Raw genomic sequence first — 13,166 nt, 5'->3', positions numbered from 1 at the left:
GACAAAAAAAGGGGGCCCTGCGACTTGCGGGCCCCCTTTTTTGTCGACAATTTAGCAGATCCTAAGAGTTTCCGTAGAGTACGCGGACTTGCTTGTAGCTCATAAGTTTGCGCTCTTTCTCATCCCAAAGGCGGAGTTTCACGCACGCGATACTTTCTAGAATCGTGAGGCGCTGGTTGACGCTGAGGTCGGGATGGTCACGCATAACTTCCGTCAGGCGATAGAAGGGAATGCGAGAATAGAGGTGGTGCACATGATGCAAGCCGATATTTGCGGTCAGCCATTGAAGGACCGCCCCCAATTCATAGTGGGAACTGCCGTGCAGCGCGGCGTCGTGCATTTCCCAATCTTCGGCCACATCCCAATGCGTGTCTTCAAACTGATGCTGGACGTAAAAGAGCCAAACGCCCCCCATCGCGGCAAGCAAAGTTGTTGGCAAAAAGATCATTAGGATTGGAGCCCAACCGCCAAAATAGACAATAACACCAAGGATCAATGCGATTGCGACGTTGGTTCCCATCGCGCTTGTCCAATATTTGCGGGATTTCATGAATCCGATGGGCAAGCGATATTGAAGGTAGAAAACATACGCAGGACCGATGACAAACAGAACCAACGGGCTGCGGTAGAGGCGATAGGCGAATTTTCCCCATGCCGAGCGTGCCTTATATTCTTCAACAGTCAGCGTCATGACGTCGCCCATGCCGCGTTGGTCTAGGTTTCCCGAGGCGGAGTGGTGAATAGCGTGCGTGCGCTTCCAGACGTCATAAGGTGTCAAAGTCAAAACGCCGAGCGCACGTCCAACCCAATCGGAAACTTCTCTGTTGGCGAAGAACGCGGCGTGGCCGCAATCATGTTGAATTGCAAACAGGCGCACAAGGAACAAGCCATTCACGAGCGCAATTGCGGCAGCCAGCCATGGGCTGACGGACAAAGCCAACCAAGCCAATGCCCAAAGGGCAAAGAAGGGTACCAATGTTACCGCAAGTTCAAATAGGCTGCGCCAAAGAATAGGCTCGCGGTACTTTGCGAGAACGCGAAGCCAATCGCGGGCTGTATCAACCTTTTTAGGTTCAGCCGACACGTCCGACTGCGGGACGGGCTGGGAAGCGAGTTGGTTCATGCTGCTCTCTTTTTATTACGTGCTCGTTGGGGGCAATGTAAGGGTGTGAAGCATATATTGCCATCTATTTGTATTTGTTTTCTTAACAAAAGGGCTATTTCACGCCGACAATCGCGGCCCAAAAAAAAGCCGCCCAAAAAAGGCGGCTTTTTTTCTAATTTATAGAGGGGGTTAGCCCTGGCGCGCTTTAAAGCGGGGTTGCGTTTTGTTGATCACATAAACGCGGCCCTTGCGACGTACTACGCGGCAATCGCGATGACGGTTCTTGAGCGAGCGGAGCGAATTCCGGACTTTCATGGCCTTCTCCTTTTATCGCGGCGCGTGGCGCCTCGGGTTACAATCGGCCCCTTGCGGGGGAATTTGGTACATCACTCTGACGAATCAGAAGTAATGGTGGGCACGACTGGGTTCGAACCAGTGACCCCTTCGATGTCAACGAAGTGCTCTACCACTGAGCTACGCGCCCAAATTTTTGCGGTGCCTTTTGCGCCCTAAACAAATAGGACGCGGAAAAACCGCGTCAACTGGCGCTGTCTATAAAAGGAGTCGTGGCGGTGTTCAAGGCCTTTGGTGCGGAATTATTTCGGTCTATAGTGATTGTAACGGGGGGCTTAAATGATCAAAACCACTTTTTCGCTTAAAATGCCTGAAAATAAGGAAACTTCGGTGGTTTTTGCCGTGCCACATAGTGGCCGCGAGTATGATCGAAAGTTCAAAAGAAAGTCGATTCTCGACGAAAAATCGATTCGAACCTCGGAAGATGCGTTCGTGGACATGCTTTTTGATACAGCACCGAAGTATGGAGCCGTGTTTCTGGCGGCAAAATTTCCGCGTGCGTTCGTTGATTTGAACCGAAATGTTGACGAACTTGATCCGGCGCTGATCGAAGGCCTGAAAAAGAACACGACTAATCCGCGCATCGCATCGGGGCTGGGCGTTATCCCGCGCGTCGTTTCGGGCGGGCGCGCAATTTATCGCGGCAAGATTACCCATGATGAGGCGGTAAAGCGGATTGCCGATTATTGGCACCCATACCACGACATATTGCATCGCATCATGGCGCACAATCTGTCGGAATTTGGTCAAGCGGTATTGGTGGATTGCCATTCGATGCCGCATGAAGCGTTGGATGCCATTGCGCGTTCGGGTGCGCGGCGTCCCGATGTTGTGATTGGGGACCGCTTCGGGGCTTCGGCCAGCGAAGCGATAGTTTGTCAAATTGAAGAAATATTTCGGGCGCAAGGCCTACGCGTTCTGCGCAATATGCCGTTTGCGGGCGCCTATATTACAAAAGAATATGGCCGTATCAGTGCGAACCAACACGCGGTTCAAATCGAGATTGACCGCTCCCTTTATATGAACGAGCAGATGATCCGCCCGAATGGGAATTTCAACGCGTTTCGCAAGATGATGCAGGATGTGACGGTGCAGATCGCCGATATCGGGCGCGTTGAAGCGCGCATGGCGGCGGAATAGTCAGCGCAAAGAGCGCCCCTTCATGATAGCATCTTTGCCAAAGCGTGCCCGGATTTCATCGGCGGCCCGCTCGGCGCGGCCGCGTCTGATGGCTTCGGGATCGAGCAGGTCACCCGTTAAATCGGCACCGGCCTCTGGAATAAGATCGCTGATCCCTACACCAATGAGGCGGTATGGTTTGTGATCGGGAACAGCGTCGAATAAGTCTCTGGCAGTGCGATAAATTTTGTCGGCCATTTGCGTGGCATCGCGCAGGGATACGCGGCGGGACAGCGCGGTAAAATCGGCGCGTTTCAGCTTGAGAGTCACGACCTTGCCCGCCATGTTTTTGGCTTTGGCGCGGTCGCTGACTTGCTCGGCCAATCGCCACATGTGGCCGTCCAGAAGGTCGACATCGGAAATATCGTCGAGAAAAGTAGTCTCTTTGGAAATGGATTTCACCGAGGCATTGGCGGTTATGCGGCGATAATCTTGGCCGCGGGCCAGATGCCACAAGCGATCGCCCATGTTGCCGAAACGCGCGGTCAAATCCACGCGCTCCCACCGCAAAAGATCATCAAAGGTGCGCAGTCCCGCCTTTTCCAGCGAAATCTGAAATGCAGGGCCGACGCCCCAAATCATGCGGATCGGTTTCCCTGCCAAAAACGCGGGTGTCTCGGCTTTGCCGATCACGGAATACCCGCGTGGTTTGTCCATATCACTGGCCACTTTGGCGAGAAACTTGTTGTGCGACAGTCCGATAGACCCCGATAGCCCCAACTCCTCGTCCATGCGTTTCACCAGACGCGCGAGCATAACGGCGGGGGGGCGGCCATGAAGTCGCTGCGTGCCTGAGAGATCGAGGAAGGCTTCATCCAGCGAAAGCGGTTCTATTTTCGGGGTCAACTCGTCCATCATCGCGCGGATCGCACGGCTGGCCTCAACATAGGCGTCCATGCGCGGCTTCACGACTTCGGCTTCGGGGCAAAGCTTGAGGGCCTGAAACATCGGCATCGCGGATCGCACACCCTTGAGCCGCGCAATATAGCAAGCGGTGGAGACAACGCCCCGTTTCCCGCCGCCAATAATTACAGGTTTGTCCCGCAACTCCGGATTGTCGCGCTTTTCAACGCTGGCATAAAACGCGTCACAGTCCATATGGGCGGTCGAAAGGTCGAAAAGCTCGGGATGGACTAGAACACGTGGGCTGCCACACTCCGTACACCGCAACCTAAGGGATGTCGGTGTCTCAAAATAGGATAAACAGTTTCGACAAAGGGCTGGCATGAGGTTAAAATAAGCCCATGGCTAGAATTACACAATGGACGCATTTTGGTGTTTTGCGCTTTGATCCGTGAGCAGTTCAGCCCATAACGAGTACAACAAAAGGAATTTATTATGAATATAGAACAGATTGTGCTCGATTTATTGAGCGGTAACATCGTCGTGCTTTTGCTTGCGGGCCTTGTAATCATACTGATTTTCAAAGGAATTAAGATTGTTCCCCAGTCGGAAAAGTATGTGGTTGAGCGACTCGGGCGTTTGAAAGCCGTTTTAGGGCCTGGAATCAACTTTATCGTTCCGTTTCTGGATACTGTGCGCCACAAGATTTCGATCCTTGAGCGCCAACTTCCAAGCGCATCTCAAGATGCCATTACGGCGGACAACGTTTTGGTACAGGTCGAGACCAGTGTTTTCTACCGCATCATTGAGCCAGAAAAAACCGTTTACCGGATTCGCGATGTGGATGCGGCGATTGCTACAACAGTTGCTGGGATTGTGCGGTCGGGAATCGGAACGATGGAACTGGACGAAGTTCAATCCAATCGTCAGCAATTGATTTCCCAAATCAAAACCCAAGTCGAAGACGCGGTGGATGACTGGGGTATTCAGGTAACTCGGGCAGAAATTCTGGACGTGAACTTGGACGAGCAAACCCGCCAAGCCATGTTGCAACAGCTGAATGCAGAGCGTGCACGTCGCGCCCAAGTCACCGAGGCTGAGGGCACCAAACGCGCCGTTGAACTTAATGCCGATGCGGAACTTTACTCCGCCGAGCAGCAAGCCAAAGCGCGCCGGATTTCGGCGGATGCCGAGGCCTATGCCACGGAAGTTGTTGCGATGGCGATCAAGACCCACGGCATTGAGTCCGCGCAATACCAAGTGGCGCTCAAGCAAGTTGAGGCCCTCGCAATCATTGGCAAAGGTGAAGGGCAGCAAACGATTATCCTGCCCTCAAGTGCAATTGAAGCCTTTGGCAATGCGTTTAATTTGCTGAAAGGGAAAGTGTAATGAACTGGACCGACTGGTGGGTTTGGATGGCAGCAGGGGTCGCGCTCGCGATCCTTGAGGTCATCCTGCCGGGGGCGATTTTCCTTGGGTTTGCTGTCGGGGCTTTTATGGTCGGGCTGTTATTTTTGCTCGGCATCCCGCTTGGCGGAGTCTACACGACTTTCCTCGTTTTCGCCGTTATCTCGGCCCTCGCGTGGTTTGTGCTGCGCAGGTACCTTGGAGTGCGTAAGGGGCAGGTCAAGTTTTTTGACAAAGACATCAACGACTAGGCATTGCGCTTCACGTCCTTGATGGACGCAAGAATGGATCGGGCGGCGGCCGCAGGGTCGCTTGCTTGCCAAATCGGACGGCCGACAACGATGTAATCGGCCCCGTCAGTCAAGGCGTCGCGCGGTGTTGCAACGCGCTTTTGATCACCCAAATCCGCACCCGCTGGCCGAACGCCGGGAGTGACAATGAGGCGGCCCTTGGCTTGGGGCAACGCTCGGATCAAGGCGGCCTCTTGGGGGCTTGCGATTACGCCGTCGGCGCCAGCTTCAAGCGCTTTTGCTGCCCGTTCCACCACCAAATCTTGAATATCGCCTGCTTTTATGAGGCCTGCATCAAGGTCGGCGCGATCAAGAGACGTCAGGATCGTTACCGCGAGAATTTTCAAATCACTTCCCGCCTTGCCTTCGCCCGCCGCCCGAACAACATGCGGGTCGCCGTGCACCGTTAGGAAATCGAAATCATACTGGGCAATTCCGCGTACAGCCGCCTCGACCGTCGCGCCAATGTCAAAGAACTTCATGTCGAGGAAAATGCGTTTGCCATGCTCTTGTTTTAGCTCATTAGCCAAGGCCAATCCGCCACCCGTCAGCATACCAAGACCGATTTTATAGAAGTCCACGGTAGGGTTGAGTTTCGCGCAAAGTTCAAGGCCTGTCACCACGTTAGGGACATCGAGGGCAACGATAAGGCGATCATCAGACATGGGAATGCTCCGGTTGGCAAAGGGTTGGGCCTCTCTTACGCGGCCCGTGCGGGTCCATCAAGCGGGGCAGGCGAAAAATCCACCGTTAGGCCTTGATTAGAGCCCGTCTGAGTACCATTTTAAGATCAGGCGAATAGGGAACTGTGCTGCAATGGCGGGCGGTTCGAATATGAGTGCTAATCAGGAGACTAAAATGAATATTGAAAAGTTCACCGAACGGTCGCGCGGATTTATTCAGGCGGCACAAACAATTGCAGTACGCGAAAATCATCAACGTCTTTCACCGGAGCATTTGCTCAAGGCGCTATTGGATGACGATCAGGGTCTTGCGGCTAATTTGATTACCGCCGCTGGCGGGGACCTAAAACTTGTAGACGAGTCGCTTCAGGTTGCTTTGGGGAAATTCTCCAAGGTCACGGGCGATGCCGCACAAGTCTATATTGACCCGCAGACTGCCAAAGTTTTGGCCGAGGCGGAAAAATTGGCCAAGCAGGCTGGCGACAGCTTTGTTCCGGTTGAGCGCATTTTGACGGCCCTCGCGATCACCAAATCCAAAGCCAAAGAGGCGTTGGATGCTGGGGGGGTGACTGCGCAAAAACTCAACGAAGCGATCAATGATGTTCGCAAGGGACGCACCGCAGATAGTGCGAGTGCCGAAGATAGTTATGAGGCGCTCAAAAAATACGCGACCGACCTGACACAGTCTGCCAAGGAAGGTAAAATTGATCCGATTATTGGGCGCGACGAAGAAATCCGCCGTACAATGCAGGTCTTGAGTCGTCGCACAAAAAACAACCCCGTTTTGATTGGGGAGCCGGGCGTCGGGAAAACGGCGATTGCCGAAGGACTCGCCTTGCGGATTGTAAGTGGCGACGTGCCCGAAAGTCTTCGCAACAAAAAGCTCATGTCACTTGATATGGGCTCGCTGATTGCGGGTGCGAAGTATCGTGGCGAATTTGAGGAGCGCCTTAAAGCGGTCCTGAACGAAGTCACGGCGGCAGCGGGTGAAATTATCCTGTTTATCGACGAAATGCACACCCTTGTTGGGGCCGGTAAATCGGACGGTGCGATGGACGCAAGCAACCTTTTGAAACCTGCTCTCGCACGGGGAGAGTTGCATTGTATCGGCGCGACAACCTTGGCGGAATACCGCAAACACGTTGAAAAAGACGCCGCCCTTGCACGTCGTTTTCAACCCGTTTTGGTGGAAGAGCCTACTGTCGAGGATACAATCTCGATCCTGCGCGGGATCAAGGAAAAATATGAGCTTCATCACGGCGTTCGCATTACCGACAGCGCGCTTGTTGCTGCTAGTACCCTAAGCCACCGCTATATTACGGATCGGTTTTTGCCCGACAAAGCTATCGATTTGATGGACGAAGCCGCGAGCCGTTTGCGCATGGAGGTGGACAGTAAACCTGAGGAACTCGACACCCTTGATCGCGACATTTTGCAAAAGCAGATTGAAGTGGAGGCCTTACGGTCCGAAGACGATCAAGCGAGTCAGGATAGGCTGGAAAAATTGCTCGTCGAGCTATCTGGTTTGTTGGAAAAATCCTCCGAGATGACGGCAAACTGGCAAGCAGAACGCAGCAAACTGGCCAATGCGCGGGATATAAAAGAACATTTGGATCGCGCACGGGCGGAGCTTGAAATCGCTAAACGTGAAGGCAATCTCGCCAAAGCTGGGGAGCTGTCGTATGGTGTCATCCCTGATCTTGAAAAGCGTTTGGAACTTGCCGAAGCGAGCGAGAGCGAGTCGATGGTTGCCGAAGCGGTTCGTCCAGAACAAATCGCCAGCGTGGTTGAGCGTTGGACCGGAATTCCGACCTCGAAAATGCTTGAAGGCGAGCGCGACAAGCTGCTGCGTATGGAAGAGGGCCTTGGGCGGCGTGTCATCGGACAACGCAAGGCCGTAAAAGCGGTTTCGAATTCCGTGCGCCGTGCACGGGCAGGTTTGAATGACGAAAACCGTCCCCTTGGGTCGTTTCTATTCCTTGGGCCCACTGGTGTGGGGAAAACCGAACTTACGAAGGCGGTGGCAGAATTCCTGTTTGATGACGACAACGCGATGACGCGGGTTGATATGTCGGAATTCATGGAGAAACACTCGGTTGCGCGTTTGATCGGGGCACCTCCGGGCTATGTTGGCTATGAAGAAGGCGGTGTTTTAACCGAGGCCGTGCGGCGCAAACCGTATCAAGTCATCCTTTTTGATGAGGTCGAGAAAGCGCACCCTGATGTCTTCAACGTCTTGTTACAGGTTCTGGATGACGGGATTTTAACGGATGGTCAGGGGCGTCGCGTTGATTTCAAGCAGACGTTGATAATTTTGACGTCGAATCTTGGGGCGCAAGCGTTGAGCCAACTGCCAGATGGTGCGGACGCAAGTGATGCCAAGCGGGATGTGATGGATGCGGTGCGGGCGCATTTTAGGCCTGAATTCCTCAACCGATTGGATGATATCGTCATATTTGACCGTCTTGCACGCGAGGATATGAGTGGAATTGTGGAGATCCAGCTTGGTCTTTTGAACAAACGTCTGGCCACACGATCCATTACGCTCGAACTTGATCTGGCTGCGAAAAAGTGGCTAGCGGATGAGGGGTATGATCCGGTCTTTGGGGCGCGTCCTCTTAAGCGCGTGTTTCAACGTGCCTTGCAAGATGAGCTTGCTGAGATGATCTTGGCTGGCGACGTTCTGGATGGGGATACCGTCAAGGTTTCGGCGGGCAGTGATGGCTTGATTGTGGGCGATCATCTGTCTCCATCCGAAAAACGGCCACCAGAGAGTGCGGTTGTCCATTAACTGCACACAATAGCGCCAGGTCAAACCCAGCCAGATTGGCTGGGTTTTTCTTCGGTCAAATTAAGAGTGCAGAAGTATTTGACTTGTATCGGAACTTTTCCCCCCGCATCATTCGCCAAATATATTTGGAGAGATTTAATGATGCGATTCATGGGGTGGGCGGGACAGGCGCTCGAAATTTTGGCACTATTGTTCGTCTTCATCATTGGCTTTTTTGTACTTATGGCGCTGGTCATGTTTGTGATCGACAAGGTGCAAAAAGAGGACGCGGTTCGCAGGAATTATCCGGTCATCGGGCGCTTTCGGCATTTATTCACAACTCTAGGCGAATTTTTTAGACAGTATTTTTTCGCGATGGATCGCGAGGAGCTTCCATTTAATCGCGCGCAACGAGAATGGATCGATCGCGCAGCCAAAGGCGCGAGCAACACGGTCGCTTTTGGGAGTACACGCAATTTGTCGGTTGTCGGCACACCGATTTTTGTCAATGCCGCGTTTCCCCCGCTTGATGATCAAATCACCAAAACTGAGCCAATGGAAATTGGCCCCTTTGCACGCACTCCTTATATTGCTCCATCGATTTTCAATATCTCGGGGATGAGTTTTGGCGCTTTGTCTAAGCCAGCGGTTCGCGCGCTCAGTCGTGGTGCGGCCAAGGCTGGAATTTGGTTGAATACGGGGGAGGGTGGTGCGGCGCCCTATCACTATGAGGGCGGCTGTGACATTGTTTTCCAAATCGGTACTGCGCATTATGGCGTGCGAAGCGAGGATGGAAGCCTGAGTGACGAAAAGCTACGCGAAGTTGCCTCGCACCCTCAAATCAAGATGTTTGAGTTAAAATTGGCGCAGGGGGCAAAGCCGGGAAAAGGTGGTATTTTACCCGCGTCTAAAGTGACGGCGGAGATAGCGAGTATTCGTGGGATTCCCGAAGGGGAGGCCAGTATTTCGCCGAACCGACATGCCGCGGTCGCAAATTGGGGCGAATTGCTCGATTATATCGGTCATATTCGAGAGGTTTCGGGCAAACCCGTCGGATTCAAAACGGTCGTTGGGAGCCCAGATGCAATTGAAGAGTTGTTTAAGCTGATTGTCGAACGAGGCCCTGAGTGCGCACCGGACTTTATTACTATTGATGGAGGGGAGGGTGGGTCCGGCGCAGCCCCCATGCCGTTGATTGATCTGGTTGGGATGAGCGTTCGCGAAGCGCTGCCAAAGGTTTCCGCTTTGCGCGATTCCTATGGGTTGAAAGAACGCATTCGCATCATTGCGAGCGCCAAACTGGTTAATCCTGGGGATGTGGCATGGGCGCTGGCCGCAGGAGCGGACTTTGTTACATCGGCGCGGGGCTTTATGTTCAGCCTTGGTTGCATTCAGGCCTTAAAATGCAACAGAAATACCTGCCCGACCGGAATTACAACGCATGATCCGCATTTGCAGCAGGGTTTGGTGCCGGAAGAAAAGTACAAAAAGGTGGCCCGTTATGCAGAAGGTATCATCCATGAGGTTGAGACCATCGCGCATTCCGTTGGTGTTCTAGAGCCGCGACAAATCCAACGTAGCCATGTGCGTTTGGTGATGGCGGATGGCTCAAGTCGGCGCATGAGCCAAATTCACCCGAATAAGAGCGAAGCTGAACGCTCCGCTCTTTGAGATGGCTTTATTCTAGCAAGCCAATATTGATGCCAAAGGTCACGCCGCCAAGCAATTCACCGGTCGCAGGGTCGGAAATAGCGGAAGAAACCTGAACCAGATAGGCCCCAGTGCTTTCGTCTAGTTCAACCTCACTAGTGTGAATTGAGCCGCTGCCCTTGCCATATGTCTCTTGGTACTTCGCTTCATCGCCCTGCCAGTAGTCGGACGTGAGCCCGCTTTGACCTACGTTCAGGCCAACCATATCAAACACGAAAACTTCGGATACCACCCCATTAGACGACAACTGTTTTTCAATCAGGTATTTTGAGATTTCCCGCGCCATAACTTCAGATTGAATCGGGGTTTCAGTTGCACCGACTTCGGCACGCCAAAGATTGTCTAGGTTAATAATATCTGCTTCGACGAGAGTCGCGTGTGCCGCATTCTGCGCGCGCAGAGCGTCAATCACTGTGGGGTTTTCGACCCATGCGGCAAGTGTGTTTTCTAGGACGCCTGAGATATTGGCTTCAGTGTCGATTGCCTGTGCGCCGTGTGCGAGCAAACTGAAAGCAAGGGCTGATGTTACGAAGAGACGTTTCATACGGTGTTCCTTAAAATAGGGATTCAGAACCGTAATTTGCTCATGAAACTCTTAATCAACACCTAAAGCGGTTTCCACATCCGTATAAAATTGTAGCAATCAAGGCAGACAATTCGCAAAGGTGGGGCGAATATTTCAACGAATGCCGAAAACACCGAATATTCTCACGCCCACCAAACAAATTCGTGAGTTCTGTCTATTTATCTTTTTGTTGGGGCCTTTTCGATTAACTCTAGGAGAAATTGCTGGAGGTTCAAATGGCACAACGTTTTAAAACTAATCTCAAATGGTCCGACGTGACCCCGCGCGCAGATTTCCTTAATCGGCGCCAAGTCATGGCAGGAATGGGCGCGGCAGGGTTGATCGCGGCAAGTCCGGTGAGCGCGAAAATCGCCACTGTTGCGAGCGAGTACTCATCAAGTGAGAAGCCAAACAGCCTCAAGGACATCTCTAACTACAACAATTTCTACGAGTTCGGCACCGGTAAAGGGGACCCTGCGAAATATGCGGGGCGTCTAACTGTGGACCCGTGGAGTGTAAAAATTGACGGTATGGTCGACAAACCTGGGACCTATGACCTCGCTGATTTGACCAAGGGTATGACGCTGGAGGAGCGGATTTACCGTTTCCGTTGCGTCGAGGCATGGGCGATGGTGATCCCGTGGGTTGGGTTTGACTTGTCCTCGCTCCTTCAGCGCGTCGGAGTTCAGTCGGGTGCAAAGTATATTGCGTTTGAAACCCTTGAACGCCCCGACGAAATGATCGGCCAGCAAAGCCGGACCATTCCTTGGCCTTACCGTGAAGGTTTGCGCATGGACGAGGCGATGAATCCGCTTACGATTTTGGCGACGGGCCTTTATGGCGATGATTTGCCCAATCAGAACGGCGCGCCGATGCGTCTGGTTGTGCCGTGGAAGTATGGCTTCAAGTCGATCAAATCGATTGTGCGCATCACTGCGACCAACAAACAGCCCGAAACCAGCTGGAATATGATCAACGCGCGTGAGTATGGTTTCTATTCCAATGTGAATCCAACTGTGGACCACCCGCGTTGGAGCCAAGCGAGTGAACGCAAGATTGGTGGGCTTATCGCCAAGCGCCAAGAGACCCTCATGTTCAATGGTTATGAAGAAGAAGTGGCCGGACTATATAAGGGCATGGACCTCAAGAAAAACTACTAAACGATATTGAGCATCGGCAAGCGGGTTCACCCAAAATTGCCGATGCGAACCACGCCCTATATACAGAGAGACGCTGCGCGCATGTTCGACCCAATTCAAACGATCAATCAAACCGCGCGCAAAATTCCCGCGTGGAGCCTGTATTTTCTGGGTCTCGTACCCGTTTCATTTTTGGTTTTTCAATTATTCGCGGGAAACCTTGGGGTTGATCCGGTTAAACGGCTTGAGCATGAACTCGGGGAAATCGCGCTGCAACTCCTCATAGCGGGATTGGCGATTACGCCGTTGCGGACCAAGCTTGGCATCAACCTGATCAAATTTCGCCGCGCCATCGGACTTTTGGCCTTTGCCTATGTCGCCATGCATCTGGCGGTTTGGCTCTTCCTTGATATGCAGCTCCTCCTCACGCAAATCCTAAAGGACATCGTAAAGCGCTGGTACATTACCATTGGGATGCTTGGATTTGCCTTGATGATTCCCTTGGCGATCACGTCCAACAATCTCTCCTTGCGGAAGCTGGGTGGGGCGAGGTGGCGCAACCTGCACAAGCTCACCTATGGTGCGGCGTTGGCGGGTGGGCTTCATTACGTGATCCTTGTGAAGGGGTGGCAAGTTGAACCGATGATCTATCTGGGTATCATCATAGTACTTTTGGGTCTCCGTCTGCCGCAATTGCGCAGATTGAAGCTCGCATAGGGTTGTAGGTCTGGTAGTTCCCGAAGTTTCGACCTTCCCTGGTTGTGTTGGGATTCAACCGAGCCGAAAACGCCCCCATTTTCATTTCCAATGAGTGAGTCGGGTGACTCGACAAAGACTCACGTGACAATTCCGCGAAGCCACACCTTGAGTCTGTGGATAACTGTTGATTTGGAGTGTTTTGGTTGGATTTCTTGCCGTGGTTGTCTGGAATTCGGGTGTTGGTCCGCGATTTTTCACACCATTTTTCTTCGTTTTACTGAGGAAACGTGCGCTTTTTGAAGTTTTTATGACTTTTTCATAAAAAGGGGTTGCGGGTATTTGTGTGTGGGACTAGAACCCCTCTACCGGCGGCGCAGAGATGCTCCACTGGGTCACTGGACGGGTCGAGAGGCCAGACGGTG

At 52.8% G+C, this 13,166-nt stretch carries 12 protein-coding genes and 1 tRNA gene; 7 read left to right on the top strand and 6 right to left on the bottom strand.

Going from position 1 to position 13,166, the window contains the following annotated elements; translation table 11 throughout:
* Nucleotides 1-61 precede the first annotated feature (61 nt).
* The 3 genes from AB9F29_RS08345 to AB9F29_RS08335 form a co-directional block, all read right to left on the bottom strand.
* The gene (locus AB9F29_RS08345) at nucleotides 62-1,123 is read right to left on the bottom strand and encodes a fatty acid desaturase (RefSeq protein ID WP_335584043.1); all 1,062 of its coding nucleotides are present in this window, start codon (nucleotides 1,121-1,123) and stop codon (nucleotides 62-64) included.
* Between the two features lie 171 nt (nucleotides 1,124-1,294).
* Complete coding sequence (gene ykgO / locus AB9F29_RS08340) at nucleotides 1,295-1,420, bottom strand: type B 50S ribosomal protein L36 (RefSeq protein ID WP_008282420.1); 126 nt, start codon at nucleotides 1,418-1,420, stop codon at nucleotides 1,295-1,297.
* A gap of 94 nt (nucleotides 1,421-1,514) precedes the next feature.
* A tRNA-Val gene (locus AB9F29_RS08335) sits at nucleotides 1,515-1,589 on the bottom strand.
* Nucleotides 1,590-1,738: 149 nt separating this feature from the next.
* Here AB9F29_RS08335 and AB9F29_RS08330 point away from each other — a divergent pair.
* The gene (locus AB9F29_RS08330; RefSeq protein WP_369755296.1) at nucleotides 1,739-2,599 is read left to right on the top strand and encodes an N-formylglutamate amidohydrolase; all 861 of its coding nucleotides are present in this window, start codon (nucleotides 1,739-1,741) and stop codon (nucleotides 2,597-2,599) included.
* Here AB9F29_RS08330 and AB9F29_RS08325 read toward each other — a convergent pair whose 3' ends face one another.
* On the bottom strand, nucleotides 2,600-3,865 hold the full coding sequence (locus tag AB9F29_RS08325) for a DNA polymerase IV (protein WP_369755295.1): 1,266 nt from the start codon (nucleotides 3,863-3,865) through the stop codon (nucleotides 2,600-2,602).
* Between the two features lie 111 nt (nucleotides 3,866-3,976).
* Between AB9F29_RS08325 and AB9F29_RS08320 the strand changes: the two genes are divergently transcribed.
* On the top strand, nucleotides 3,977-4,870 hold the full coding sequence (locus AB9F29_RS08320) for an SPFH domain-containing protein (RefSeq protein WP_039001177.1): 894 nt from the start codon (nucleotides 3,977-3,979) through the stop codon (nucleotides 4,868-4,870).
* Nucleotides 4,870-5,139, top strand: coding sequence for an NfeD family protein (locus AB9F29_RS08315; protein WP_369755294.1), 270 nt, complete (start codon nucleotides 4,870-4,872; stop codon nucleotides 5,137-5,139). Before AB9F29_RS08320 ends, AB9F29_RS08315 begins: the two co-directional genes overlap by 1 nt.
* Here the strand turns inward: AB9F29_RS08315 and pyrF are convergent.
* Complete coding sequence (gene pyrF, locus AB9F29_RS08310; RefSeq protein WP_369755293.1) at nucleotides 5,136-5,843, bottom strand: orotidine-5'-phosphate decarboxylase; 708 nt, start codon at nucleotides 5,841-5,843, stop codon at nucleotides 5,136-5,138. The two genes, AB9F29_RS08315 and pyrF, sit on opposite strands and share 4 nt — an antisense overlap.
* Nucleotides 5,844-6,036: 193 nt before the next feature.
* Between pyrF and clpB the strand changes: the two genes are divergently transcribed.
* Together clpB and AB9F29_RS08300 are read left to right on the top strand one after the other, a co-directional pair.
* Entirely contained in the window at nucleotides 6,037-8,652 is a 2,616-nt protein-coding gene (gene clpB, locus AB9F29_RS08305; RefSeq protein ID WP_369755292.1) for an ATP-dependent chaperone ClpB, read from the top strand.
* 150 nt (nucleotides 8,653-8,802) lie between these two features.
* A complete protein-coding gene (locus AB9F29_RS08300) occupies nucleotides 8,803-10,302 on the top strand; it encodes an FMN-binding glutamate synthase family protein (protein ID WP_369755438.1) in 1,500 nt (499 codons plus the stop codon).
* 7 nt (nucleotides 10,303-10,309) lie between these two features.
* Here the strand turns inward: AB9F29_RS08300 and AB9F29_RS08295 are convergent, their stop codons facing one another.
* Complete coding sequence (locus AB9F29_RS08295; RefSeq protein WP_369755291.1) at nucleotides 10,310-10,885, bottom strand: hypothetical protein; 576 nt, start codon at nucleotides 10,883-10,885, stop codon at nucleotides 10,310-10,312.
* Nucleotides 10,886-11,142: 257 nt separating this feature from the next.
* On the opposite strand from AB9F29_RS08295, the gene msrP reads away from it, so the two are divergent.
* Together msrP and msrQ are read left to right on the top strand one after the other, a co-directional pair.
* A complete protein-coding gene (msrP, locus tag AB9F29_RS08290; RefSeq protein WP_369755290.1) occupies nucleotides 11,143-12,066 on the top strand; it encodes a protein-methionine-sulfoxide reductase catalytic subunit MsrP in 924 nt (307 codons plus the stop codon).
* 81 nt (nucleotides 12,067-12,147) lie between these two features.
* On the top strand, nucleotides 12,148-12,762 hold the full coding sequence (msrQ, locus tag AB9F29_RS08285; RefSeq protein ID WP_236940029.1) for a protein-methionine-sulfoxide reductase heme-binding subunit MsrQ: 615 nt from the start codon (nucleotides 12,148-12,150) through the stop codon (nucleotides 12,760-12,762).
* Nucleotides 12,763-13,166: the final 404 nt, after the last annotated feature.

This window comes from Falsihalocynthiibacter sp. S25ZX9, assembly GCF_041205405.1.
GTDB lineage: Bacteria > Pseudomonadota > Alphaproteobacteria > Rhodobacterales > Rhodobacteraceae > Falsihalocynthiibacter > Falsihalocynthiibacter arcticus.
The sequence above is the reverse complement of the archived record's forward strand: the minus strand, read 5'-3'. Positions and strand labels throughout refer to the sequence as shown.

Excerpts from the sequence above, each read along its gene's own strand:
- AB9F29_RS08300 (WP_369755438.1), top strand. The coding sequence starts at position 8,803 with ATGGGGTGGGCGGGACAGGCGCTCGAAATTTTGGCACTATTGTTCGTC.
- AB9F29_RS08345 (WP_335584043.1), bottom strand. The coding sequence starts at position 1,123 with ATGAACCAACTCGCTTCCCAGCCCGTCCCGCAGTCGGACGTGTCGGCT.
- AB9F29_RS08315 (WP_369755294.1), top strand. The coding sequence starts at position 4,870 with ATGAACTGGACCGACTGGTGGGTTTGGATGGCAGCAGGGGTCGCGCTC.
- clpB (WP_369755292.1), top strand. The coding sequence starts at position 6,037 with ATGAATATTGAAAAGTTCACCGAACGGTCGCGCGGATTTATTCAGGCG.
- AB9F29_RS08330 (WP_369755296.1), top strand. The coding sequence starts at position 1,739 with ATGATCAAAACCACTTTTTCGCTTAAAATGCCTGAAAATAAGGAAACT.
- ykgO (WP_008282420.1), bottom strand. The coding sequence starts at position 1,420 with ATGAAAGTCCGGAATTCGCTCCGCTCGCTCAAGAACCGTCATCGCGAT.
- msrP (WP_369755290.1), top strand. The coding sequence starts at position 11,143 with ATGGCACAACGTTTTAAAACTAATCTCAAATGGTCCGACGTGACCCCG.
- AB9F29_RS08325 (WP_369755295.1), bottom strand. The coding sequence starts at position 3,865 with ATGCCAGCCCTTTGTCGAAACTGTTTATCCTATTTTGAGACACCGACA.
- AB9F29_RS08320 (WP_039001177.1), top strand. The coding sequence starts at position 3,977 with ATGAATATAGAACAGATTGTGCTCGATTTATTGAGCGGTAACATCGTC.
- pyrF (WP_369755293.1), bottom strand. The coding sequence starts at position 5,843 with ATGTCTGATGATCGCCTTATCGTTGCCCTCGATGTCCCTAACGTGGTG.
- AB9F29_RS08295 (WP_369755291.1), bottom strand. The coding sequence starts at position 10,885 with ATGAAACGTCTCTTCGTAACATCAGCCCTTGCTTTCAGTTTGCTCGCA.
- msrQ (WP_236940029.1), top strand. The coding sequence starts at position 12,148 with ATGTTCGACCCAATTCAAACGATCAATCAAACCGCGCGCAAAATTCCC.